The organism is Halobacteriovorax sp. GFR8 (genome assembly GCF_050955245.1).
Lineage (GTDB): Bacteria > Bdellovibrionota > Bacteriovoracia > Bacteriovoracales > Bacteriovoracaceae > Halobacteriovorax_A.
Map to the genome: position 1 here is coordinate 277,555 of NZ_JBPBLR010000002.1, position 23,663 is coordinate 301,217.

Annotated in this window: 24 protein-coding genes and 1 tRNA gene; 8 read left to right on the forward strand and 17 right to left on the reverse strand. The window is 37.2% G+C overall.

Annotated features, from left to right (window positions below):
- Positions 1-13: 13 nt before the first annotated feature.
- Positions 14-1,750 (forward strand): ABC-F family ATP-binding cassette domain-containing protein, encoded by a 1,737-nt coding sequence (locus ACRXC1_RS01875; protein ID WP_433656063.1) that lies wholly within the window; start codon positions 14-16, stop codon positions 1,748-1,750.
- Here ACRXC1_RS01875 and ACRXC1_RS01880 read toward each other — a convergent pair whose 3' ends face one another.
- The 8 genes from ACRXC1_RS01880 to ACRXC1_RS01915 all read right to left on the reverse strand — a co-directional run bounded on the left by ACRXC1_RS01880 (position 1,751) and on the right by ACRXC1_RS01915 (position 9,925).
- Positions 1,751-3,115: a hypothetical protein gene (locus ACRXC1_RS01880; RefSeq protein ID WP_433656065.1), complete on the reverse strand. Its 1,365-nt coding sequence runs from the start codon at positions 3,113-3,115 to the stop codon at positions 1,751-1,753.
- Between the two features lies 1 nt (position 3,116).
- The gene (locus ACRXC1_RS01885) at positions 3,117-4,202 is read right to left on the reverse strand and encodes a hypothetical protein (protein ID WP_433656067.1); all 1,086 of its coding nucleotides are present in this window, start codon (positions 4,200-4,202) and stop codon (positions 3,117-3,119) included.
- Positions 4,203-4,296: 94 nt separating this feature from the next.
- Positions 4,297-4,851 (reverse strand): hypothetical protein, encoded by a 555-nt coding sequence (locus ACRXC1_RS01890; RefSeq protein ID WP_433656069.1) that lies wholly within the window; start codon positions 4,849-4,851, stop codon positions 4,297-4,299.
- 41 nt (positions 4,852-4,892) lie between these two features.
- Positions 4,893-6,686, reverse strand: a complete 1,794-nt coding sequence (locus ACRXC1_RS01895; protein ID WP_433656071.1) for a phospholipase D-like domain-containing protein — start codon at positions 6,684-6,686, stop codon at positions 4,893-4,895.
- A gap of 83 nt (positions 6,687-6,769) precedes the next feature.
- On the reverse strand, positions 6,770-7,564 hold the full coding sequence (locus tag ACRXC1_RS01900) for a 2-oxo acid dehydrogenase subunit E2 (protein ID WP_433656073.1): 795 nt from the start codon (positions 7,562-7,564) through the stop codon (positions 6,770-6,772).
- Positions 7,561-7,806, reverse strand: coding sequence for a DUF1653 domain-containing protein (locus ACRXC1_RS01905; RefSeq protein ID WP_392910051.1), 246 nt, complete (start codon positions 7,804-7,806; stop codon positions 7,561-7,563). Before ACRXC1_RS01905 ends, ACRXC1_RS01900 begins: the two co-directional genes overlap by 4 nt.
- Complete coding sequence (locus ACRXC1_RS01910) at positions 7,806-8,342, reverse strand: CopD family protein (protein WP_433656075.1); 537 nt, start codon at positions 8,340-8,342, stop codon at positions 7,806-7,808. Before ACRXC1_RS01910 ends, ACRXC1_RS01905 begins: the two co-directional genes overlap by 1 nt.
- Positions 8,342-9,925, reverse strand: a complete 1,584-nt coding sequence (locus ACRXC1_RS01915; RefSeq protein WP_433656077.1) for a phosphoenolpyruvate carboxykinase (ATP) — start codon at positions 9,923-9,925, stop codon at positions 8,342-8,344. The genes ACRXC1_RS01910 and ACRXC1_RS01915 overlap by 1 nt, the downstream gene beginning before the upstream one ends.
- A 232-nt stretch (positions 9,926-10,157) precedes the next feature.
- On the opposite strand from ACRXC1_RS01915, the gene alaS reads away from it, so the two are divergent.
- The 3 genes from alaS to ACRXC1_RS01930 all read left to right on the forward strand — a co-directional run bounded on the left by alaS (position 10,158) and on the right by ACRXC1_RS01930 (position 13,583).
- A complete protein-coding gene (gene alaS, locus ACRXC1_RS01920) occupies positions 10,158-12,728 on the forward strand; it encodes an alanine--tRNA ligase (RefSeq protein WP_433656079.1) in 2,571 nt (856 codons plus the stop codon).
- Between the two features lie 136 nt (positions 12,729-12,864).
- Positions 12,865-13,218, forward strand: coding sequence for a hypothetical protein (locus tag ACRXC1_RS01925; RefSeq protein ID WP_433656081.1), 354 nt, complete (start codon positions 12,865-12,867; stop codon positions 13,216-13,218).
- 65 nt (positions 13,219-13,283) lie between these two features.
- Positions 13,284-13,583, forward strand: a complete 300-nt coding sequence (locus ACRXC1_RS01930; RefSeq protein ID WP_433656083.1) for a hypothetical protein — start codon at positions 13,284-13,286, stop codon at positions 13,581-13,583.
- Here the strand turns inward: ACRXC1_RS01930 and ACRXC1_RS01935 are convergent.
- From ACRXC1_RS01935 to ACRXC1_RS01945, 3 genes are all read right to left on the reverse strand, one after another.
- On the reverse strand, positions 13,580-14,806 hold the full coding sequence (locus ACRXC1_RS01935) for a sensor histidine kinase (RefSeq protein WP_433656085.1): 1,227 nt from the start codon (positions 14,804-14,806) through the stop codon (positions 13,580-13,582). The genes ACRXC1_RS01930 and ACRXC1_RS01935 overlap by 4 nt on opposite strands.
- Positions 14,807-14,858: 52 nt before the next feature.
- Complete coding sequence (locus tag ACRXC1_RS01940; RefSeq protein WP_433656087.1) at positions 14,859-16,070, reverse strand: sensor histidine kinase; 1,212 nt, start codon at positions 16,068-16,070, stop codon at positions 14,859-14,861.
- A 285-nt stretch (positions 16,071-16,355) separates the two neighbouring features.
- Positions 16,356-16,431, reverse strand: a tRNA-Met gene (locus ACRXC1_RS01945).
- A 149-nt stretch (positions 16,432-16,580) separates the two neighbouring features.
- On the opposite strand from ACRXC1_RS01945, the gene ACRXC1_RS01950 reads away from it, so the two are divergent.
- Both ACRXC1_RS01950 and ACRXC1_RS01955 read left to right on the forward strand, forming a co-directional pair.
- Positions 16,581-16,877 (forward strand): hypothetical protein, encoded by a 297-nt coding sequence (locus ACRXC1_RS01950; protein WP_392910066.1) that lies wholly within the window; start codon positions 16,581-16,583, stop codon positions 16,875-16,877.
- Positions 16,878-16,979: 102 nt separating this feature from the next.
- Positions 16,980-17,996, forward strand: a complete 1,017-nt coding sequence (locus tag ACRXC1_RS01955) for a tryptophan--tRNA ligase (RefSeq protein ID WP_433656089.1) — start codon at positions 16,980-16,982, stop codon at positions 17,994-17,996.
- Positions 17,997-18,001: 5 nt separating this feature from the next.
- On the opposite strand, the gene ACRXC1_RS01960 is transcribed toward ACRXC1_RS01955, so the two are convergent.
- The 5 genes from ACRXC1_RS01960 to rplU form a co-directional block, all read right to left on the reverse strand.
- Positions 18,002-18,469, reverse strand: coding sequence for a 23S rRNA (pseudouridine(1915)-N(3))-methyltransferase RlmH (locus ACRXC1_RS01960; RefSeq protein ID WP_393061469.1), 468 nt, complete (start codon positions 18,467-18,469; stop codon positions 18,002-18,004).
- A gap of 6 nt (positions 18,470-18,475) precedes the next feature.
- Positions 18,476-18,940, reverse strand: a complete 465-nt coding sequence (rsfS, locus tag ACRXC1_RS01965) for a ribosome silencing factor (RefSeq protein ID WP_392910072.1) — start codon at positions 18,938-18,940, stop codon at positions 18,476-18,478.
- Positions 18,941-18,943: 3 nt separating this feature from the next.
- The gene (gene obgE, locus ACRXC1_RS01970) at positions 18,944-19,945 is read right to left on the reverse strand and encodes a GTPase ObgE (protein WP_392910074.1); all 1,002 of its coding nucleotides are present in this window, start codon (positions 19,943-19,945) and stop codon (positions 18,944-18,946) included.
- A gap of 89 nt (positions 19,946-20,034) precedes the next feature.
- Positions 20,035-20,289, reverse strand: coding sequence for a 50S ribosomal protein L27 (gene rpmA, locus ACRXC1_RS01975; RefSeq protein WP_392910076.1), 255 nt, complete (start codon positions 20,287-20,289; stop codon positions 20,035-20,037).
- Positions 20,290-20,315: 26 nt separating this feature from the next.
- A complete protein-coding gene (gene rplU / locus ACRXC1_RS01980) occupies positions 20,316-20,621 on the reverse strand; it encodes a 50S ribosomal protein L21 (RefSeq protein WP_021266313.1) in 306 nt (101 codons plus the stop codon).
- A gap of 244 nt (positions 20,622-20,865) precedes the next feature.
- Here rplU and ACRXC1_RS01985 point away from each other — a divergent pair, with 244 nt between their 5' ends.
- Positions 20,866-21,675 carry a hypothetical protein gene (locus ACRXC1_RS01985; RefSeq protein WP_433656093.1) on the forward strand — a complete coding sequence of 270 codons (810 nt, stop codon included), beginning with the start codon at positions 20,866-20,868 and terminating at the stop codon, positions 21,673-21,675.
- Here ACRXC1_RS01985 and ACRXC1_RS01990 read toward each other — a convergent pair.
- Positions 21,672-22,214 (reverse strand): hypothetical protein, encoded by a 543-nt coding sequence (locus ACRXC1_RS01990; RefSeq protein WP_393061473.1) that lies wholly within the window; start codon positions 22,212-22,214, stop codon positions 21,672-21,674. The genes ACRXC1_RS01985 and ACRXC1_RS01990 overlap by 4 nt on opposite strands.
- Before the next feature lie 47 nt (positions 22,215-22,261).
- On the opposite strand from ACRXC1_RS01990, the gene ACRXC1_RS01995 reads away from it, so the two are divergent.
- Positions 22,262-23,518: a dicarboxylate/amino acid:cation symporter gene (locus tag ACRXC1_RS01995; protein WP_433656095.1), complete on the forward strand. Its 1,257-nt coding sequence runs from the start codon at positions 22,262-22,264 to the stop codon at positions 23,516-23,518.
- Positions 23,519-23,663 lie beyond the last annotated feature (145 nt).

Sequence of the window (23,663 nt, forward strand, 5' to 3'; positions counted from 1 at the left end):
CTACACAATATATATGATTCAGCTTGTAAATGTAACTAAATCTTTTGGTGGCCGAACGCTTTTTGAAGAAGTGACGTTCTCCCTCAATACGGGTGAAAGAATAGGCCTAGTCGGACGTAACGGAACTGGTAAATCGACTTTGTTTAAGGTCATTACTGGTGTTGAGTCCTATGATAGTGGTCAGGTGAAGATACCAAAGTCTTATAAAATCGGTACTTTAGATCAACATATCCACTTCACACATGAGACTGTACTTGCTGAATGTATGTCGGCACTTGGGCCTGAATTTGAGTATGAGACCTATCGTGCGGAAAAACTCTTAACTGGACTAGGCTTTTCTGATGAAGATTTTTTAAAAAGCCCTCAAAGTTTTTCTGGTGGATATCAGATTCGAATTAATCTCGTCAAAACTCTTTTAACTGAGCCAAACTGCCTATTATTAGATGAGCCAACAAATTATCTTGATATTGTCTCACTTCAGTGGCTTCGTTCATTTCTAAGAACATTCCAAGGTGAAGTGATTATTATTACTCACGATCGCTCCTTTATGGACTCGGTGACAACTCATACCATGGGTGTTCATCGTGGAAAGCTTAGAAAAATAAAAGGGCCGACAAAGAAGTACTACGAACAACTTGAGCAAGATGAGATTATTTATGAACAAACTCGTGTGAATCAGGAAAAGAAAATAAAGCATATGATGGATTACGTGGACAAGTACCGCGTAAGTGCTAGGGGTGCATCACAAGCTCAGTCGCGACTTAAGGCGATTGAAAAAATGCAGGATATGAAGCAACTTGAAAAGATTGCTGACTTAGACTTCTCATTTAATCATACTCCTTGTCCGGGAAAACAGATTATGAAAGTTCATGATCTAAGCTTTGGATATGATGATGAAGACTTATTTTCAGGTGTAAGCTTTGAAGTCGACCGCGAGGATCGAATTGGGATTATTGGAAAAAATGGAAAGGGGAAGTCGACACTCCTCAATGTTCTCTCCCATGAACTTAAGCAAGGGACTGGAGAAATTTGGGAGCACCCAAGTCTTGCTCTTGGTCACTTTGGTCAGACTAATGTGAAACGCCTTCACGCTGAAAATACAATTGCTCAAGAGATTCAAGAGGTAAATACAGAACTTCCTATTACAAGAGTAAAGGCCATTGCTGGGACAATGCTCTTTACTGGTGAAGATTCTGATAAAAGAATCTCTGTGCTGTCAGGTGGTGAGAAGGCAAGAGTTATGCTTGGAAAGATTCTGGCGAAGAAAACGAACTTACTCTTCCTCGATGAGCCGACAAACCACTTAGATATGGAGAGCATTGAGTCTCTTGGTGAGGCCATAAACGACTATGAAGGGGCCTGCCTCATTGTTACACACAACGAAGATCTTCTAAGGTCTTGTGTTAATAAGCTTGTGATCTTTAGAAAAGATGGCGCCGAGTTTTTTGAGGGAACGTATGACGAATTTCTTGAGAAAATTGGCTGGGAAGAAGATGCTAAACCAGTAAAAGATAAGCCTGCGCCTGTAAAAGTGGAACCAGTTAAGAAGGAAGAGGCTAAGGTATCTGGAAATAAATACAAAGAAGAAGAGATCATGGCGCAGATCGAGACTTTAGAAAAGTATCAGTCTGTATTAGAAGAAAAGATACAGAATGCTTCAGCGGCCGGAGACACCGATGCAATAACTAGCGCAGGCCATGAGCTTGAACTAGTTAATGCAAAAATCGATGAGTTATTAGAGTTGTTGTAATTATTGTTCTTGTGCTGAACTCGACTTCGAAGAATCAGAAGGGCCTGTTCGAATTGCTTTATCTGCCTTGGCATTAGCACATTCTGTGGCATCGTTCTCATCACAAGGGCAGTAGGCCAGAAGTTTTGACTTGATATCAAACTTCTTTTGCTTTTCAGAGTGTGCTTCACAAATTAGTTTCTTAAGACATACTCCCTTATTTGAACAATTGGCATTCTTTCCTTCAAATAACTTCTCATTCGTATCAAAGTTACAGTTGTAATAGATTAAGTCATCTGGAAGAAGTTCTTCTTCTTGCTCTATTTCAACTTGCTCAGGAACAAATTTCTCCTCGTCGCCACCATCTGCTTCTCGTGGAATTGATTCCGGAATCGCCACTGGTTCTTTTTCTTCGACCTGAGGGACCGGTTCTTCTTCAACTGGTTCTTGAACAACTGGGGCTGCCGGTATTTCTGGTTTTTCAAAAATTGTTGCAAGTCTCTCTTTAAGAGCGTTACAACTAAAGGCCTTTTTAGGCGTACTCTTTGATTCACAAAAACAATTCACATTATCAATAATCTTTTCAAATGTTTCTTTGTTATTATTATAGCGCTCTTTTAAAGATTCTTTAAAGTTAGGAACTTTGGCAGAAGCCTCAAGACACTGAGCTGTTGCATAAGCATAAGAAGGTGAGACCTTAATACAAATACCAGCTTCACTATTTCTTTTTGAGTTTCTTGTTGCAACAAATTGTACCGGATCTAGACTAGAGTCGTAGGCTCCAAAAATTTTCGGGTTACAACGGAAAAGGTTCTTTCCACCGCAGCTATAGTTATTCGTATATACTTCAGAGTCGACACTCTTTACTTTATCTAGTCCAGAAACCTTCCAAGGAGCTTGGCAATAGCTCCCTTTTCTTGTGGATGCCCATCCACCAAAGTAGCACATATTATTACAGTCTTGTCCCTCTGCACAGGCGGTAGGGATTAGCATATCCATGACAAAATTAAACGAATACCTGCCACCATTTGTACTTTCAACTTTATAAAGTCCATTGCGCGATACTTCGGCAAGAGTTTTCAGATAAGCTTCGATAATATCTGAAGTATATTCACTTTGTGGGAGCATCGTTAAAGCTTGCTGATAAATATAATTATCAGAAACAGCAACATCTGTTGTTGAAATTGGGTAGGTTACCTGAATACCAATTTTTGGGTTCTTTAAAAACGGTTTAACCTTGATGTATTTCTTCGACTTCGTTTGAATTAAATAGTGTTCCTTCGTAACATTAATTAATTTTCCTGTGTTGTATACAGTCGGAACCGTAAATGCGTACGTATTAAAAATTGAAGTAATTGAAAATAGAACAGAAATTAAAAACTTCATCTTATACCTCCGTTCCAAGTTCAATGACACTACACTTGTTCTCAATAGTTGAGTTAAGAATTGTTTTTACGTGACATGGGTTATCGTCAATAGTCTCCTCATCGTTGAACTCACACGTGATTTGATAAGTTTGATTCTTACACTTATAAGTTTGAGCACACACTCGAGACTTTGAGTTATCATTTATACATTGCTTAGGGTCTTTTTGTGAAAAAGAGATCAACTCAAATTTTCCAAAATCAATTTGTTCGCTTTGATTTGTACAGATCTCATCACGACATTTTCCGTAAAGCTTTGCGGTTGGAGTGAAGCCGTCTTTAGGATCATAGTTATAGCTTTGATCGATTGGATAGCAATTACTACGTCCAACTCTTTCAAGTTCTTCTTTAGAAAGTTTTAATCTCTTTGGTCGACAATTACTCTCTTTTGCTAAGATATTCTTTGTTCTTTCGTAACAGAAGTAATACCTTCTCTCAATTTCTGTAGCTTGCTCCTCAACTGGTTCAGGCTTAGCGGCCGAAGTTGTTTTAACCTCAACTGCACTACGGTCTAGTGGATTTGATATGGCCACCTTTACAATGTTGCGAGCACTTTCATTTTGAATACAACGAACTGTCATTTCGCCAGCTGAAACAATCCTAAGAGTCGTTTGTGAATTATCGTAGCAGTAATTACTCTCTTTATTCACTTCCTCTTCTTTGACTGCATGGTAGAGCTTTCTTACTTCCTCTCTGTCGCGATATACATCTAACTTTGCACGGACATCTCTTAGAGAGTCTCGAGTAGTTGTGGATGTATCTCCTTTGGCAATCTTATCTACTAATATCTTTTCTTCTTGTAAAAGAGGATCGGCCTTTTCCATAATAACTTCTGTAAGCCTTGCTTTTAAATGTGTTGTAAACGCATTTTTGTAGGCATCTGACTCTAGAATATTAATTTTTGAACCATGAATACTCGCTTCATAGAACTCATGACCTTCAATAATTTGTTCCACGATCTTGTCGTCGTTTGCAAGCAAAGGTGTTGAGAAGAGTAGTGGAGCTATGAGTCCACATAGTTTTAAAATCTTTTTCTTTGAATAAGTCATTACGATAATTCCCTTTCTCTCATTACTTTATTCTTATCGGAGAGATAGCGGAAATACTTGAGTAAATGTGTTCTTTCCTAAGTGTTTAAAATCTCTATTGGTTGTGAGATTTCACTTTATTGCTTTTTTGGCCTGATTGGCCTTTATGTCCACCACCTTTCTGGTTGGACTGCGACTGGTTAATGACACGATCACGTGATTCTAAAGTAACTTTCGTTGCACTAAACCAAGGATCTTCAATTTTAATCTGATCTTCATTACCATCTAGGATCGTGATGACTGGCACAATATCATAAGAGTCTTTCTTTTCTTGTTTTACTGAAAGCCTTATGGTTTGAGGGCCTTTGCCCTTTCTCGCACTTGAGTTTTCAAGTTCAATAACATACTTACTTTCTTTTCTTAGAGTCTTGTACTTTTTACGAGGGCAACCGCCAAGTTTGTAAGCGGTGACAACATCAACTGCACAGCCGTCACTAATATAGTACATAAGATCGTATTCAACGACGATTCGATCAGGTGAGTCGGCATCAATAGTAATTTCTTTCTTAGGAAAGAAGCTTTTGCTAAGCTTTATCTTCATTTCTGAAGCTTGAGTAGCGACTGCAAAAATAAGTACTAATGAAAGTTTTAAGACATTACTAAGTCTCATATTACCACCTAAGAATAGTTTTCTAGGTTACTCATCGGAAATTATTTTAAATTATTAAATTTTAGTGGAACCGAGTTTGCCATATCTCTAACAAAGACTTCATCTAGCTCTCTATTAAGATCTTTGTCTAAGCAAAAAAGGGTGTTTTCATATGAATGATCGGTAGCATTGTGTTGAAAATTGTAACTACCAATACTTGATAGGATTCTATCAAAATAAAAAACTTTTGAGTGAAGAAAACTAATGTGTAGCCATACACGTGTATTTTCAAACTCTGAATAATCATTGATTAAGTTTTCAAAATGGGCCTCTCCAAAATAGTCATTCCACTTCTTTATGCTCTTAAGCTTTTTCTTTATTCTCTTACGGAGCGATTTATCGCTAATATCTTCATTTAAAATGAGATCCTTAATTTCTTCATTTTTAATATCGATAATTTCATTACCTGTCATATCTGTGCCTGTTGTAATGAAATCTAATGAGATTCCTCTTTCTTGAAGATCTTTTAATTTGTGATGAAGCTTGTTGAACATTTTAAAAGTATCAAATTTTTCAATGAGTGGTGCCTCTTTAAAGACTGACCTGTAATAAGTATCAGATCGAATTGGGTCCATAATTCCTAAGTATTTATCAATATGATTAAGGGCCAATAGGTAGGCGTCACCAATATTGGTTTGATATTCATATGGAGATTGTTGAATAAAGCGACAAACTCCATTCATTCGCGTTTCTTTGTTATTTAATACTCTGTCGTATTGGGCCTGGCCCCTTAATTCGTTCTTGGTTTCCCATTTCTGTCTTGCTTGGTAAAATTTAAGTTCTTTACCGAGATCGGCAATAGCTTTGCGAGAATTCTTCTTTTTAAAATATTGCCAATCTTTTAAGAAACCGATGGCGATATCAGTTACAAGTGGCCCTTGGATAATGACATCGATATCTTTATTTTTAAAATCCGTGTCACGAGATAAATTGTCTGCATTTAATTGATTTTGACCACCAATGATTGCAGTCTTGCCATCCACAACAAGCTTCTTATGGTGATAAACGGTTCGTCCTTCATGCTTCCAAAAATCATTCGCTCTTATGATTTGCACACCTTTCTTTTTTAGTTTCTTAGGACATTCATTATGACCTAGCGCCTTTGACATCATCTTGTCTTCCATAACATATACTTTGACGCCACGTTGGTGCGCATTTATCAGTTCATCAATAAGTACCTTTACAGAGCTGTCACAAACAAAGCTAAGTGAAGACATTAGGACTTCAGATTTTGCACCTCGAATTAATTTTAATTTCTTCAGGTAAGAGTGATGGTTTTCTAGAACTCTTACTTTATTTCCAAAACTCAGTTGAGACTTGGATACCTCATCCATTGTGACTTGAAAGTTTGTTGTGAAATAAGGGTGCTCTATCGCATTATAATCAATTTTATCGAAGTCTTTAGAAAATAGAGAAAAGTCAGTGATCTTTTGCCTAATTGGTGGATGATTTAAAAACCCCCACTCTTTAAGTGGGTATTCATCCACAAGGTGATGTCTTTTCTCATTAGAAAAGTTGAATTGAGAGTAGTAATTGATCTTGGCCTCATTAAAAGTCGTGCCTCTATATTCATTAATATAGGCTTTATAATTTGTTTGGTAGTCATCTTGTAAAAGGTGCCAAGTTAACTCGAACCATTTTGTATTTTCGAGTCTTCCATATTGATCTTTTTTATAGCTGTATGTTGCTCTGTCTTCGCTTGACTGATCAATAACGTAGTCACGATCTAAAAATGGAATCTGAAGCGCAAGGGCATTCGTGGCCATGATAAATATGAGAATTGATTTTATATACATGCTCATATTCTAGAGCGAATTAAGGAAAATATATTGAATTTTGAAAGATCTACTAACCTGTTTAAAAAGAAAACAGCTGTAATTTAAAGTAGTTGTGGGCTTTTTGCGTACTTCTTTATTCCTGCAATGATCTTGCTCGCATAAACTCCATCAATAATTCGATGATCCAGAGTTGCTCCAACTGTTAGGGTAGGTCTTGCGATAATTTCCCCATTTTCAACGATGGCCTCTTCCTTGATCTTAAATAGACTTAGAACAATTGGGACATGAGAGATTGTTGGAATTGGTGCAAAGGCAAACTCAGCTCCAAAGTTTCCTACACTCGTAATCATGCATGAACCAAATGGGTCACGCTTAACACTAAAGAGGCTCGTATAGAAATTAAGTCGATACATAGCAATATCAAGTAGAGTAAGAGCTGGTCTGGCCAGAAAGTTTGGAATGAGTGCGACAACTTTCTTCACTTTCTTAAAAGACTTATCCTTATCATTTCTTATATTCTTTGCACTATCCATGAGTTCTTTTTTTATCTCAAAAACACTCTTTCTATCGGCATCTCTGATAACAGTTCCTGAAAGGTCACGACCGCTGTGATCCACTGAAACTTGTAAGAAGATATCGACGCTCTCTCTTTGGTAAAGATTTGAGCCTCTAATCATACGGTTTATCTGTGGGTTTTCGTGAAAAACTTGCGCAATAATCTTTGTGAATAGGTGAGTAGGAGTAATCCCTTTCTCTTTTGTATATTCTTGAAAATTTGTTGCATCAAATTTTAAGAGTCCATATGTCGAGGGATCAACAGGCATTTTCCATGTATTCATGGACACTTTACGCCAAGATGAAAGATGCTTTACCTTTTTAAGTTTAATATGTCTCATAATCGAGAGTTTGCTTTTTGGTCACCGATATATTTAAAACGAGGTGTTTCAATACCATCGATAACAACTGTCTCAATAAACATTTCTAGTGGTCGTACCCACAGCTTACCAAGATCATTTTCATAAAGGCATTCGTAGTAAACTAATTCTTCTAAAGTTTCAGAGTGGCGTACGATATCGTGAACGATATAATTCATGCCCTTGTAGTGCTGGTATAGGCCACCTTTAACAATCTTGCTCATTAGTCTTTTCTCACTTTTCGATAAAATTTTATTGCGGCCATAAGAACTACTCCTAAGGCAATTATTCCACCAACTCCATAAAGGATTCCTTCTAAGCTTTTAATCACTGCAAGGAAAACAATAGCAAAAAGAAATAGCGTCGCCACTTCATTCCAAACACGTAAGAATTTTGCAGAGTGAGGAAATTTGTCATATTGAAGTGCCTTAAATATCTTATGACACTTAAATTGATATACTAACAGTAGTAAAACTAAAGTTAGTTTGAGGTGAAGCCAGTAGTGACCTTTCATTGGCCAATAAGTTGTATAAACTAAAGAGGCCCCGAAGATAATAGTGGCAATACACGCAGGCCAGGTAATTCCATACCATAGCCTGCGAGACATAATCTTAAATTGAGCACTTAAAATAGTTCGTTCGCTATCACTCTTATCTTGCGCCTCTGTATGATAAATAAAAAGACGAACAATATAGAAAAGTCCAGCAAACCAACAAACGATACTAATTAAATGTAATGCTTTTAAATACTCGTAACTCATTATTTTCCAAATGTTGGAGCACCATTGATATTTTCCTCATAGAAATTACCGAATGTGCTCATTTGCTTGTGAAAGCTAACTGCAAGCTCTTGTGCCTTAGCTGTATAAGCATCTTGATCTTCCCACGATTTTTGTGGATTTAAAATTGTGCTTGGAATTTCTCCTACAACTTTAGGAATATTTAGACCAAAGATAGGGTCTTGTTCAGTTTCAACATTTTGAAGATTATTTGCTTGAATATTGCGAATAATTTGTCTTGTAATATTAAGTGGGAAGCGCTGGCCTGTTCCATAAGCACCACCAGTCCAACCAGTGTTTACCATCCAAACGTTAAATCCTAACTTGTCGATATATTCACCAAGTAGTTTCGCATACTCGCTTGGGTGGCGAAGCATGAAAGGTGCACCGAAACATGAAGAGAAAGTAGCTGTTGGCTCTTTAACTCCAATTTCAGTACCAGCAAGTTTCGCTGTGTAACCTAGGACAAAGTAGAACATTGCTTGTTCTTTAGTAAGCTTTGCTACTGGAGGAAGAACTCCAAAGGCATCAGCTGATAAGAAGAAAACATGCTTTGGAATATCTCCACGAGATGATTTTTCTAATTCATCAATAAACTCTAGAGGATATGAAGCACGGCCATTTTCAGATAGGGACTTATCATAGAAATCAACTCGACCTGTGCTCTCATCTAGAACAACATTTTCCAGAAGTGCACCAAAACGATTTGATGCTTCATAGATTTCAGGTTCACCCTCTTTGGAAAGCTTATATGTCTTAGCATAACAGCCACCTTCAAAGTTGAAAGTTCCCGCTTCACTAATACCATGCTCATCGTCACCAATTAGAAATGTCCCTGTATCAGTTGATAGAGTAGTTTTACCCGTTCCTGATAGACCAAAGAAGATTGAAACTTCACCATTATCTAGGCGAGATGCTCCTGAGTGTGTTGGCATAATATTTGACTCTGGTAGAAGATAGTTCATTGCTGCAAACATACTCTTTTTGATTTCACCTGCGTAAAGTGTTCCTGCAATGATAGTAATCTTAGACTTTAGACAAGTAACGACTGCTGTCTCCGACCTTAGATCAAAATCTGCCGGATCAAGAAGAAGTTCTGGCGCGTGAAGAATTGTGAAGTCATTTTCGTTAAAGTCTCTTACTTTCTCACGGAATAGGTGAGTTGAGAAAAGTGCATGATTTGGATTTGTTGTAACAAGCCTTGCTCCAAGGTTGTGTACTTCATCAGCTCCTACACTTCTTTCTGTAATGAATAGATCACGATCTTTATTTAGATAATTAGTCACATGTGACTTTAGCTTTGCAAAAGTTTCTGGCGTCATTGATTTAAAGTTATTTTCCCACCAGATAGTATTTTCTGTTGTTTCATCGCGGACGATATAACGGTCATTGGCACTACGCCCCGTATGCTTTCCTGTCTCAACAACTAGGGCACCATCTTTTGTTAGTTTTCCAATGCCACGAGCTACTGTTTCTTGGATTAAGAAACTTCTTGCAGAGTTTACAAATATCTTATTATTTGGTCGCTCCATGTTAATTCCCATGTCTGTATAAAATTGCGTCATACATCATCTCCGGTTCGATTTTTACAGTCCATAATTGTTCTTGTTCTTAGTTCTTTTTATGCCTCTAAATATATGCTTTTTAAACTGTATTGATAACCATTTTTATTCTAATTCAGCTCATATTTTTTAACGCTAGAAGTAGTCGGAACAACGATTTTATAGTATATTTTGAAGACTTATACACAATAGATATGATGCACTTAGTTGTGCTTTGAATTATAAGGAAGAAAATATGCAGCCATTATCATCTCGCGAGATTAGAGAGAGATTCCTAGATTACTTTGAAAAGATGGATCACTTAAAAATTAGTGCATCTTCAATCGTTCCTCAAAACGATCCGACACTACTTTTTATTAACTCTGGGATGGCCCCATTAAAGAATTACTTTCTTGGGAAGGAGACTCCTCCGTCTCCAAGGTTAGCAAACTACCAACCGTGTATTCGTACAAAAGATATTGATGATGTTGGTGATCGCCACCACTTAACAATTTTTGAAATGCTAGGTTCTTGGTCAATCGGTGATTATTACAAAGAAAGAGCATGTAAGCTTGCTTATGATCTTCTTGTTCACGAGTTAAATTTTGACCCGAAAAGACTTTATTTTACAGTTTACGGTGGAAATGAAGACTTAGGAATCAAGCCGGACACTGAATCAATTGAAGCATGGAAGAAGTGTGGTGTTCCTGAGGACCATATTGTTGTTCTTGGTGAAGATAACTTCTGGGGACCTGCAGGTGATCATGGGCCATGTGGGCCATGTACTGAAGTATTCTATGATACTGGTGCAGAGTATGGTCCGGAATACAAACCAGGTGGACACTTTGATGATGTAAGTCGCTATATCGAAATCTGGAATGCTGGTGTATTCATGGAACTTAATAAGCAAAAAGATGGTACATTTGAACCACTACCTCTTAAGTCTGTTGATACTGGTTCTGGTCTTGAAAGACTTGCAATGGTGATGAATGGCTGTGACTCCGTTTATGAAACAGATCTTCTGGCACCACTAATGAAGCTTTCAAAAGAACTTCTTGGAAAAAATACTGATGTTCAAACAGAACGTATGATCTCTGATCATATGCGTGCAAGTATTATGATTCTTGCCGAAGGTGTAATGCCAGGAAATGAGGGACAAGGATATATTCCTCGTCGTCTTATTCGTAAGTGTGTCGCCGCATGTATTTCAAGAGGTGTTAAGCCAAACTTTAAAAATCATATTCAAAAAACAATTGAAATGCTTGGGGACTTTTATCCTCAACTTAAGTCTGCTCGTGAAGCAATTATCTACAATATGGAACAAGAGATTAATGAATTTGTTCCAATTGTTGAAAATGGACTTAAGAAAATTGAAGAAGAGCTATCAACAAACTCAAAATCAAAAGAGTTATTTCCTGGCCATGTTGCCTTTGAACTCGTAACAACTCATGGTCTTCCTTTAGAAGTAATTAAAGCTGAGCTTGCTTCTAAGAATATTGAGTTTGCGGAAATCGAATATAATGAGTGCTATGAAGCTCACAGAAAAGCTTCTCGTGTCATCTCTCGTAAAAGTTCAGTTGGTGCTGACCAAGAAAGACTTGAACTTGAGTTTATTGAAGTTGCCGATACTGAGTTTACTGGTTATGACTCGCTAGAAACAGATAGTGAAATTCTAAAGATCTACCGTACAGAAGATGAAGTTTACTTTGCAACAAAAGAAACTCCATTCTATGGAGAGTCAGGTGGACAGGCCGGAGATATTGGAGCTGCCAGAACTTCAACTGGTGAACTTCAGATTATCGATACAATGAAAGTGAAGAATACACATGTTCATATCGCTAAGATTATTTCTGGTGAAATTGAGACAGGTGAAAAAATAGAATTAATCGTTGATGGTGAAAATAGAAAGGCATCGATGAGAAATCACTCGGCGACACATTTACTACATGCTGCTCTTCACGAAGTTATCGGAAAGCATGCAATCCAAAAAGGTTCAATGGTTACTGCTGAGCGCTTACGTTTTGACTTCCAAAACCCACAAGCTGTGTCTGCGGATGAGCTGGCCAAAGTTGAAGCGCTTGTTAATAAGTGGATTATGCAAAACGACTCACGTACGACTAAACTTTGCTCTTATGAAGAAGCAATTGATAGTGGAGCAATGGCACTATTTGGTGAAAAGTATGATAGCGACGTTCGTGTTATCGCTTTTGGTAAAGATAGTGTTGAGCTTTGTGGAGGAACTCACGTTGGCCGTACTGGAGATATTGGACTATTCGTTATTACAACAGAGACTTCTGTTGCAAAAGGAATTCGTCGTATCGAGGCCGTAACAGGAACTGCTGCTGTAAGAGTTATGCAAGAAAGATCGGCCCTTTTAAATGCTGCTGCAAAAGAGTTAAGTGCAAAACCTTCAGATGTACCTGCTCGTATTAAAGATCTTCGCGCAGAGATGAAAAAGAAGATTAAAGAAGCGAGTGAGAAGGCCGCAAAAGGTGGCTCAACTAACTTCACGAAAGAAGTTAAACGTGACTATGAAGGCTTTAAAATGCTAGCTGCAACTCTTGAAGCAGATGCTAAGGCCGTAAAAGAATTAGGTGATAACTTAATTAATAAGGGAGAGGTACAAATTGTGTGTCTTCTTTCTAAAGATGATAAGGGAATGAAGTCATTTGTATGGTCTAACTCAGACGTTAAGGCAGGTGACCTCCTTAAAAAGATTCTCGAGCCAGTATCTGGCCGTGGTGGTGGACGTCCTAACTTTGCTCAAGGTGGAGCTCCTGATGTAAACTCAGGATCTCAAGTACTTGAATTTATTGAAAAAATGTAATTATTCTTATAATAGGCACAGGTTCAAAGAGCCTGTGTCTAATTTCCTAACATCCCTATACTTAATTTCACTCCATAGTCGTTGGCAACAAATTCTGGTGTATAAAGAATCTGTCTTAAATTTATGGAGTGTAGACGTGATTAAAACTAATTTACCAACAGATGCTCTTTCTCGTGAGCTTCGTCGTTTAACAATGCAACTTGATATTATTGAGAATCATCTTGATGCTGCTGAAATCGAAGAGAAAAGAGAGCTTGTTGAAAAATCCATTATCCTTAAGATGAGTGATATGACCTCATCAAATATTAACTACCTTGGCAAACTTAAGGGAGTTAGAAAAACAAGCTTAAAGAAACGCTTCGTTCAGGCCGAAATTAACTTACTAGGTAAGGGCATTGGCCGTTTTCCACAAAAGAATGAATTACGCCTAAAAGTGATCAAAGATCGTTTTGATGGTGTTGTTCACCGATTCAACAAAATTTCTGCATAACCTGTTCATAATTAAGTATTTGTTAACTTTGCTCCGAAATAATCTTGAGAGATTTGGAGTAAATTATGAGAGATTATGATCCTAGAGTTTCATTTGCACAGAAGGTGGTTGTGGCCATTCACTACACGCGAGAACAACGCTCGCGTGTAAACGATGTCTTTTACTTCTCTTCGCTAAAACACTTAGACAAGGCCTACCTCGATGCCAATATTATACCTGTCGATATTGCTGAGAAGATACGTGAGGGATGGATTGAGTGCTACAAGAGTATATGCCAAGAGTCTTTTAGCTTGAATGCTAAGGCCAAAGAGCATTTAAGCTTTTGGAGCGAATTACTAATGCTGCCAAATGAGAGTATCCATTAATTCTTTGCGACTTGAAATGAGAGTGACACTCTGGTTCCGATGTTGACGTCTGAGCTGACTTTGATTTTACCATTTGAAAAGTCGGTGAAGTATTTAACGATAGGAAGTCCGTAACCCGTACCTATTTCGCCTTTGGTTCCAAGGCGACTTGTCTTTCTTTCAAAATGAAAGAGGCCCTCAATGATGTCTTTAGGTATTCCTATTCCTTTATCTATAATGTCGATATAGACACGGCCAGCATTATCATAAAGTTTAATGAGAATATCTTGTCCATCATAACTAAACTTAATGGCGTTTGAAATTAAGTTACTTAGTATATGATCGAAGAAAATCTTCTGTTCGCAAAAGAAACCATTACTTGTATGAATATCAAAGTGGAGTTTAAGATTCTTATCATTTAAAAGCTTGAAGTGTTGTTCAGAATAATCCTTGATTAATTGCGGATGAATCATACTTTTTTCTGTAAGAAGACTTTCAGAGTCCAACTGAAAGCTTCTAACATTAGAAATAATCTCTTGTACTTTTTTTAGTGAGTTATTAATTTGTAAATACGAAGAATCATCAATAACACTTTTTCTAAGTAAGCTTGAAATCTTAAGCTTCAAAATTGTTATAGGATTTGAAAGGTCATGCAAGACAACATGTAGTAATGTATCAAGTTGCTTATTAGAAAGAGCTAACTTAAGCCGCGAAGTGGACTCAAGCCAAACGTAGAAGAAAAAGTAAATTGTCGTGAGAATCGAGAATTGTACAATATTAAATTTCAAAAGCGTGTAGTACTGTATAGATGTTAGAGGATAAGAGAGAGAGCTAATGGTATGATCGAGCATAAAAAAAGATGCAAACGTTGAGATCATAACAAGTACGCCAAAGAGCAGACCAGAGCGCTTATAAAAGACCCCAAAGAAAATTGGTGTACCGGTAATCCAGAGAATCCCTGGAGACTTAACTCCTCCAAAAGTAAAAACAATGATTATCATGATAAAGACTGATGGAAGAACACAAATGGCCTTGGCCAGTCTGTGTTTACCTAAGAGACACGACGTGATGAAAAGTAAGACCTGACTTGTTGTGTACGTGTAAAAGAACTCTTTTGGGATCTTGTGAAAGAGTACCTTTGGATATGCCACGTAGTAATAACAAACTGTTATAGAAACCATAATCAGTGTGAAAATAATCAGGTAGCGCTGAATAAGAAGTTCACGTTTATATTTTAATTTCATCTGGGCCACATTAGAGCAAAATGTGATCTTATTCTAGCAAAGTGAAATTTATTTATGGTTTTTTTAATGGGAAGCTAAGAGTAAATTCCGTGCCATTTCCAGTACTTGTAGGTGATTGAACCGATACCTTCGCCCCTGATAACTCGGTGAAGTAGCGAACGATAGGTAGTCCATATCCTGTACCAGTTTCTCCTATTGTTCCAAGGCGTGACGTCTTCTTATCAAAATCGAAGATTTCATCGATAATATCTTCTGGTATCCCAACTCCTTCATCACGAAAGGATAATATGGCCGTGTCGTCTTGGGCCTTAAATGTGACCTCAATGATTCCTTCAATATGACTAAACTTAATTGCATTTGAAAGGAGGTTACTTAAGATATGATCTTTTAGGATAGATGGTGAAAACTTTATATAAAAGCCTCCTTGGTCATCAAAAACTAACTTTAGATGCTTCTTATTCATTTCTTTAAATTGCTGACTTAGATAAGTTCTAACTTCAGCAGAACTGATTAATTTTCTATCTTCTTGAAGGCGTTCGGAGCTTAGTTGGAAGCTTCTAACATTTTGGATAATTTCTTCAATTTTTACAAAAGCGTCTTTTATTTGTTTTGTTTCAGCTTCCTTTATATGAAAACGCCTTTTTAAACTTGCAAGCTTAAGTTTTAGAATTGTAATCGGATTTGAGAGGTCATGGAGTACGACGTGTAAAAGTGTATCGAGCTGCTCCTTGGAATTCTCAATTTCATCTCTTGTTCTTTGTTCCAACCAGGTGTAGTAAAGAAAGAAGAGGGTAATAACTATTGAGAAGTGAATTACATTCATCCTCTTTTCCGCGATATATAGTTCTTGTGGTACTTCTACTGTCATCGAAAGTATCTGAGCTTCAAATGTGTAAAAAATAGCGTAAATAATAAGCATGAGTATAATGCCAATAATCATGCCCTTCTTTCTAAAAAATATTGCAAAGAAGATCGGAAAACCAGCGATCCAAAATACTCCCGGTGCATGAATTCCTCCGAAAGAAGTAATGAGAACTAAGGTAATCGCAATAGATGGAAAGAGACTTGAAAGGTTTCTTAGAAGATGTTGGCCTTTGAAGTCAAAGTAATAGAAGGCCAAGTATAGGGTTGATATCGGTAGAACAAAATAATACAAAACAGAATCATTAATAAAATGATGATGCCTAAAGGCATAGCTAATCAATGAGAGCATTGCCATGACATTGGTAAAGTGAATAAGAATTGTATTAAGTCGATCTTTCATAATAACTAAATATTTATATATAAAAGTTTGTCGGTTATGACGAATTTTTATTTAGTTTTGAAGATGTTAAAATATAAGCGTCAGCGCCTTATTTTAATGACGGTAAGTGTGGTAAATGATTGGGGTTTTTTATTTAAGAAATTGGTTGCGGGTTGTCCCTGCGTTCATGAAGCGAAGCTTTATGACGCTGAGGAGCTTAACATGCAAAATTAAAATATAAGCGTTAGCGCCTTATTTTAATGACGGTAAGTATGGTAAATGACTGGAATTTTTTATTTAAGAAATTGGTTGCGGGGGCTGGATTCGAACCAACGACCTTCGGGTTATGAGCCCGACGAGCTACCAACTGCTCCACCCCGCGACAAAGTAAAATCAATATATTATCAGAAAGGTCTTATGTCAAATTAAATTTGTCAGACATAAATTACTAAAATTTCTAGAAGACGCTCCGATATGAACTCTGTATGAGGGATGTTTAAAAATAAAATTTTTGGAGTTTAGAAGATGGAAATGCAAAATCATAGTAAGTTAACGATTGATATCGACACTTCAGAGCTTACGCCTGCACAACTTCGCGCGATTAAGACAATTAATATGCTAATGGCACATATTGTGACGACTGAAGATGAAGCAGATTTTTTTGATGGGACTGCTGAAGTTATGAGAATTTGTGCTTCACTAGTTAAACAGTCAAAATTTTGCCAAGGCAATTCATCAATTCCATATGGTGATCAAGCATTGGAGTTTTCAATTGAGCTATTAACAGAGCTTATGGAATCTTCTTCAGTAGTAAAATACGATAATTAAGAGAATAGATATTTTGTTAGAAAAGGGCCTTAAGTGGGCCCTTTTTTTTTGTGTAAATATTAGCTATAAAAGACTGTGAACTTTTATAATTAGGCTTTTAGAATGAGTGACTCAAGTAAAAAGAAAATTTGTCTTACGGGTGTTAAACCGACAGGAATGCCACATTTAGGAAACTATATTGGCGCGATCAAACCAGCTATTGATAATGTTAAGAACTCTGAAATGGAAGGCTATTTTTTCATTGCAGACTATCACTCACTAATTACTGTTCATGATGGTGAAACTCTTCGCAGTGATATTTACGAAGTTGCCGCAACTTGGTTGGCGGCAGGGCTTGACCCTGAAAAAGCAGTTCTTTACAAGCAAAGTGATGTTCCTGAGATCACCGAACTTAACTGGATTATTTCTTGTTTTGCTTCTAAGGGTTTAATGAATCGCGCACATGCTTATAAAGCTAAGAAAGATAAGAATGCTGAAGAGAATCGTGATGAGGACTTTGGTATTAATATGGGCCTATTTTCTTATCCAGTTCTTATGGCCGCAGATATTCTCTTTATGAATGCGAACTATGTTCCAGTTGGTGAGGATCAACTTCAGCATATTGAGATTGCTCGTGATATCGCTTCAAGCTTTAATCATAAATATGGTGATCTTCTAACTCTACCTGAAGCTATTGTTAGTAAGGAAGAAGTGAAGTTACTTCCAGGTCTTGATGGCCGTAAAATGAGTAAGTCGTATAATAATCATATTCCTTGTTTTGTTCCTGAGAAGAAATTAAAGAAGATGATTAATAAAATCACGACAGACTCAACTCCACCAGAGGCTCCAAAGAACCCTGATGATTCTCTAATCTTTGATATCTATAAATTCTTTGCCACAAAAGAAGAGCAAGATGCCTTAGCAAAACGCTACCAAGAAGGAATTGGATGGGGCCATGCAAAGCTTGAACTTTTTGAAATTGTAAATCGTGAGATGAAAGAAGCTCGTGAAAAATATGATGCACTTATGGCAGATAAATCTCAAATTGATAAGATACTAGCTGAAGGTGCCGCAAAGGTTCGTCCAATTGCTCAAGAAAATTTAAGACGTATTAAAAAGGCCATTGGCGTTTCAAATTAATTCTTTTAGTTCTTATGATAAGGGTGATCTTGTTTGATCGTCTGTGCACGGTAAATTTGTTCGATAAGAACAAGTCGTGCAATTTTATGTGGAAATGTCATTGGAGATAGGGAGAGTTGATAATCAACTGTCTTTAAAAATTCTTTTGGAAAGCCGGCCGCTCCACCAATTAAGAAGCAAACACCTTTTTGCTGAGTTTCAATAACGTCATAGATAAACTTACTCAGTTTTTCACTATCACAAGTTTTTCCATGCTCAGTCATGGCAACGATATGTTGGTTTCCAAATTTAGCTTTAATGGATTCGACTTTATTTAGAAGTTCTTTGAGTTCAAGATCGATATTTTCTTGATGACCTTTACATTCGTGGATATGAAGTTTTGGGAAGTTAATACGCTTTAAGTATTCATTTTCAAGCGCGATAAGATGCTTATCTTTTAACTTCCCAATGACAATAACGTGATTGTCTTTCATAGATTACTAGAAGTAACCTTTGTCTGAGTCTGCAGAAGTTTCTGCATCATCAGAAGAGTAGTAGTACTCATTTGGAATTTCAACTGTTGGAACTGACCATAGGTTATCAATGTCGTAAGCTTCACGAGCTGACTCATCAAAGATATGAACAATAATGTCACCAAGGTCAATTAGAATCCAGTCTGTCTGTTGGTGTAGACCTTCTTTAGAGATGACTGTTTGTCCTTTTCTCTTCATTTGTTTTGCAATCTCATCAGACATAGCATTTGCCATTGAAGAGTTTGTTGCAGAAGCAAGTATGAAGTAATCAGCAAGAGCAGTCGTTTTTCTCATATCAAGAACTTTAAGGTTGATACCTTTAAAGTTTCCAAGAATCCAAGCACTGGCCATTGCGATATTTAGAGGGAATTCTAGTTTTGAATTATCTGCAATTTCATCTACGTTTTTTGTGATAAATTCATTTTGTGACATTGGTTAGTCCTTTATCGTTTTAAGCATTAAAGATTTAAGTAAGTCTATATTAAGTCCAGATACTGAAGAGATCGGAAGACACTTTCTATCAACTTGTGCTTCAAAGAAGTCTTGAAACTTCTTAATTTCTTCATCTGTCATAGCATCAATTTTTGTTAAACAAATTAGCTCTTTCTTATTTAAAAGATCTTCACTATAGCGACCAAGTTCTTGGCGAATAATTACGTATTGCTCAAATGCCTCGTATTCATCAAGACACCAAGAAACATCAACTAAGTGAACAAGAGATTTTGTTCTTTCAATATGTTTAAGGAATTTAATTCCAAGTCCTTTACCTTCAGAAGCATCTTCAATTAGCCCTGGAATATCGGCAACAACAAATGAGTCATCTTCACCAAGTGTAACAACACCAAGATTTGGCTCAAGAGTTGTAAAAGGATAATCTGCAATCTTTGGCCTTGCCGCAGAGATTGAAGAGATCAGAGTCGACTTACCAGCATTTGGTAGTCCTACTAATGCGATATCAGCAAGTAGACGAAGTTCAAGTTCTACTTCAAGCTCAATACCTTCTTTTCCAGCAGTTGCTTTTCGTGGTGCTTGATTCGTTGCAGTTTTGAAGTGGATATTTCCAAGGCCACCACGTCCACCTTGGGCAACCATCAATCTCATACCGTGATCAGTTAGATCCGCGATAACTTGATTTGTTTCTGCATTACGAACAATCGTTCCAATAGGAACTTTAATTGTGAGGTCATCGCCAAATGCTCCACACATCTGACGGCCACCACCTTGTTGTCCGTGTTCGGCACGGTAGTGCTTTTTCCCTCTGAAGTTAACTAGAGTGTTCATTCCTTCGTCGGCTTCAAAGTAGATGCTCCCACCATCACCACCGTCACCACCATCTGGTCCACCAAATGGGATATACTTTTCGCGGCGAAAGCTTACGCATCCGTTTCCTCCGTTTCCGGAAATTACTGTAATTTTAACTTCATCGATAAATTTCATAATAAGGTCTTATATAAAAAAAGGGAGCACTATGTATAGGCTCCCTTTAATATTTACAACTAATTAATAGCGTAAAATGGTAATTTTAATTAAGCTTCAACAACAGAAACGATTTGTTTCTTCTTGTTATAGAAACCAAATTGTACTTTACCTTCTTTCGTAGCGAATAGAGTAAAGTCTTTTCCAACTTTTACGTTTTTACCAGCGTGGAACTTAGATCCCGCTTGTCTTACAATGATGTTTCCTGGAACAACTACTTCACCACCAAACTTCTTAACACCATACATATTTGGGTTTGAATCACGACCGTTACTTGTTGAACCACCGGCTTTTTTGTGTGCCATATCTAACTCCTAAAATTGATAATTAATTAAGCTTTAACTTCTTTGATTTTTAAAGTTGTAAAGTGTTGTCTGTGTCCGTTCTTCTTGATGTACTTACCTGGCTTTCTTTTAGAAACGATAACTTTTCTTGAACGATCATGTCTTACTACTTCAGCAACAACCTTAGCACCTGCAACAGTTGGAGCACCAACTTTTGCGCTTTCACCACCAACAAATAGAACCTTATCGAATTCTACTGTTGAACCAGCTTCTTGATCTAATTTCTGAACATCAATAGTCATACCAGCTTCTACTCTGTACTGGTGACCTGAGATCTCTACTACTCCGTACATACTTTCTCCTAATGAAAGGCAGCCTTTGGGGGTTGCTATATTATATCGCGAACTCTTTTTTCCCTCGGACTGAAATTAACTTTATGAAACTAGGATTTTTATTAATAATTGGGCCTGTTGTCAAGGACTAAGACGCAATTACACTCCTTTATTTGAGGATTTTTTGCCTAGCGCTAAGCCGAAATGCTTCCGAGCTTATTTTGTCGGAGAAAATACCGAAAAGTTAAGTTGAATGGAGGCTCTAATGCAATCTGTAAGTACTGAAAAATACACATATTATCAATATGCTAAGGAGCAGGCATTGCCTGTTTATATTAGACTGCGCGTCGCGGAGTTCGATCCTGAGATCGCAGGATTTTTGCAAATCATGAATTTTACCGAATTAGGTGAAAAAGAAAGTGAGTTGGCCCAACAAAATTTAGCGTCAAACCAATTTGCCAAGGTCATGACAATTGATGAGGCAACACCGATGGTTGCTGCTCAAATCAGATCAAATTTTGATAACGATAAGTATGGGAAAGAATCTATCGTTCAAAAGTCAGGCTACAATGTCTACCGCTACAAGAATATGGCGATGATTGTTCTATCTCTAGCTTCAAATGAGTGGCTTATGGGAGCATTTCCTGAGCTAGGTCACACAGAAAGAGAATTTGAGAGCCGTGTGGTGATTAATCGCTTCCTAACTTGGGCACTGGCGCCAATGGGAATTATTGGCCTGTGGGGCCGTAAAACAAAGCAAGGAATCATCTTAGGTCGCATGGCCGAAGTAAAAGGTGAGGTGATCTATATTGATTATCGCAATCAAAATATATTTACGATGAGCGAAGTTCATAAGCTAAGAAAATCTGAAATATTCATTAAGCAAGATGCCCTTCATAAGTTAGGGCCAGTAAGGATGAGATTTGAAGATGCACAAGCATTTCTAGCAATTCATTCGGCCTATTTTGGTGCCAATGGGATGCCAATGGCAACAAGACAAGCTGTGGCCACTCTTGCCAAGAATATTATGAGCTATAAGTTTGCGGTAAATGATATTGCAAAAGAGTTAAGTTAATTTTTTAAAAGTTTAATGAGAAAAGAATCCTTATTTTTCACATCATCTTTTTTTATCATATGAATAAATATCGGGAAGCATGTAATTGTACATGCTCCTGAATATGTTATGGCAAGTCCGGCTTCATCGTTCCAGATATAGACCGATGTGCCGTCATTATTGATAAACTTATCCTGCTTTCCATAGCGATTGATCAGTGACTGGTGAAAAGTATTGTGAAGAAAATAATTAGGAAGTCTTGCGTAGAAATCTAAAACGATTTCATCTCGAACATGAATAAAAACTGGAAAGAAATAACTTTGGTGGCGAATTTGAATTTCATATGTTGCCACTGGTTTTTTATCATTAATAAGCCTAATTGCTTTGTATTCTTTTTTTATATCTGACAGTTTTTGTCCAGGATGAAAAGGCTTAAATTTATCGAAGGTAAAATCGTAATTTGGTTCTTCTACCTTAGCTTTTGCCGGATTGATAAATATGCAAAATGATAAGAGAATAAATGAACATGTTAGAATTTTGTTAAGATTTTTTTCAACCATACGTTATTTTAAACGATTTGAATTTTTATAGTTAAAAGGGGAATTTAATGCAACCAGCAGCAAAGAAGGAAGCGCAGAAAATTGGTATTGCAATGGTGCTCGGATTAATTTTGGGTCTTCTGTTACATTATTTTGGAAAGGGTGAATACGTAAAATTTATTTCTCCTATCGGAGATGCCTTTATCTCCCTTTTAAAAATGGTGATTATCCCTCTTGTTTTCTCTTCTATCTTTATGGCCATGTATCATTTAGGTACACCTGAATCTTTAGGAAGAATGGGTGTAAGGGCCGTTGCATACTATTTCGTGACAACATGTATTGCGGTTTTATTTGGTATTATCTTCGTAAACCTAATCAACCCTGGTGTTGGAGCAGATCTTGGAGCCGCCGGTGTACAAGGTTTATCAGAAGCGATGCAGTCTAAGGTTGCAAGTAGCTCTGGTGGTTGGGCATCACTATTTGCTTCAATTAAAGAAGTTCTTTTAGGTGCTATTCCTACTAATCCATTTGGTTCAATGGCCGATGGAAATATCCTTCAAGTAATTGTCTTCTCAATTTTAATGGGGATGACAGCATTATTTATTCCAAAAGATAGTGAACCTTTTGTTAAAGTTGTTGGCGCTCTTGAGGCCCTTTCAAATAAGCTAACGATGGGTGTGATGAGCTTAGCTCCTTATGGGATCTTCGTCCTAATGACAGGTGTTCTTGCTAAATCTGGATTTGGCGCAATTGTTTCACTTTCAAAATATATGGTTACTGTAATTCTAGGTCTTATTTGTCATGGTATCTTCCTTCTTATGGTAGGTAGTATTCGTAGTAAGACATCTCCCCTTGAAATTATTAAGGGTATTGGACCAGCTATTATTACGGCATTCTCAACGGCTTCTTCAGCGGCAACTCTACCGATTACGATGATGAATGTTGAAGAGAACCTTGGAGTTGATAAGGACACTGCTAAGTTTGTTCTACCTCTTGGTGCAACTGTTAATATGGATGGGACGGCCTTATACGAATCAGTCGCGGCCATCTTTATTGCACAAGCTTATGGCTATGACTTAGGTCTTACACAACAAATTATTATTTTTATGACAGCTTCTCTAGCGGCCATTGGTGCTGCAGCGATTCCTGGAGCTGGACTCATTACAATGTCGATTGTTCTTTCGGCCGTTGGTCTTCCAATTGAGGGGATCGGTCTTATCCTGGCCGTTGATAGAATTTTGGACATGTTCAGAACTGCTGTTAACGTATTTGGTGATGCCATGGGAACAGTTGTTGTTGACTCAATGCTGAAAAATAAAGAGTAAACAATACAAAGTATTGATTTTAGTACGTAACTTAACCGAAAAAATCTTTTCCTCGTTGACTCAGACACTACAATTTGAAAAAATATGAGAACCCTAAATTTAGGGTTCTCTTATATTTATGAACGCTGAATATACATATATAGTT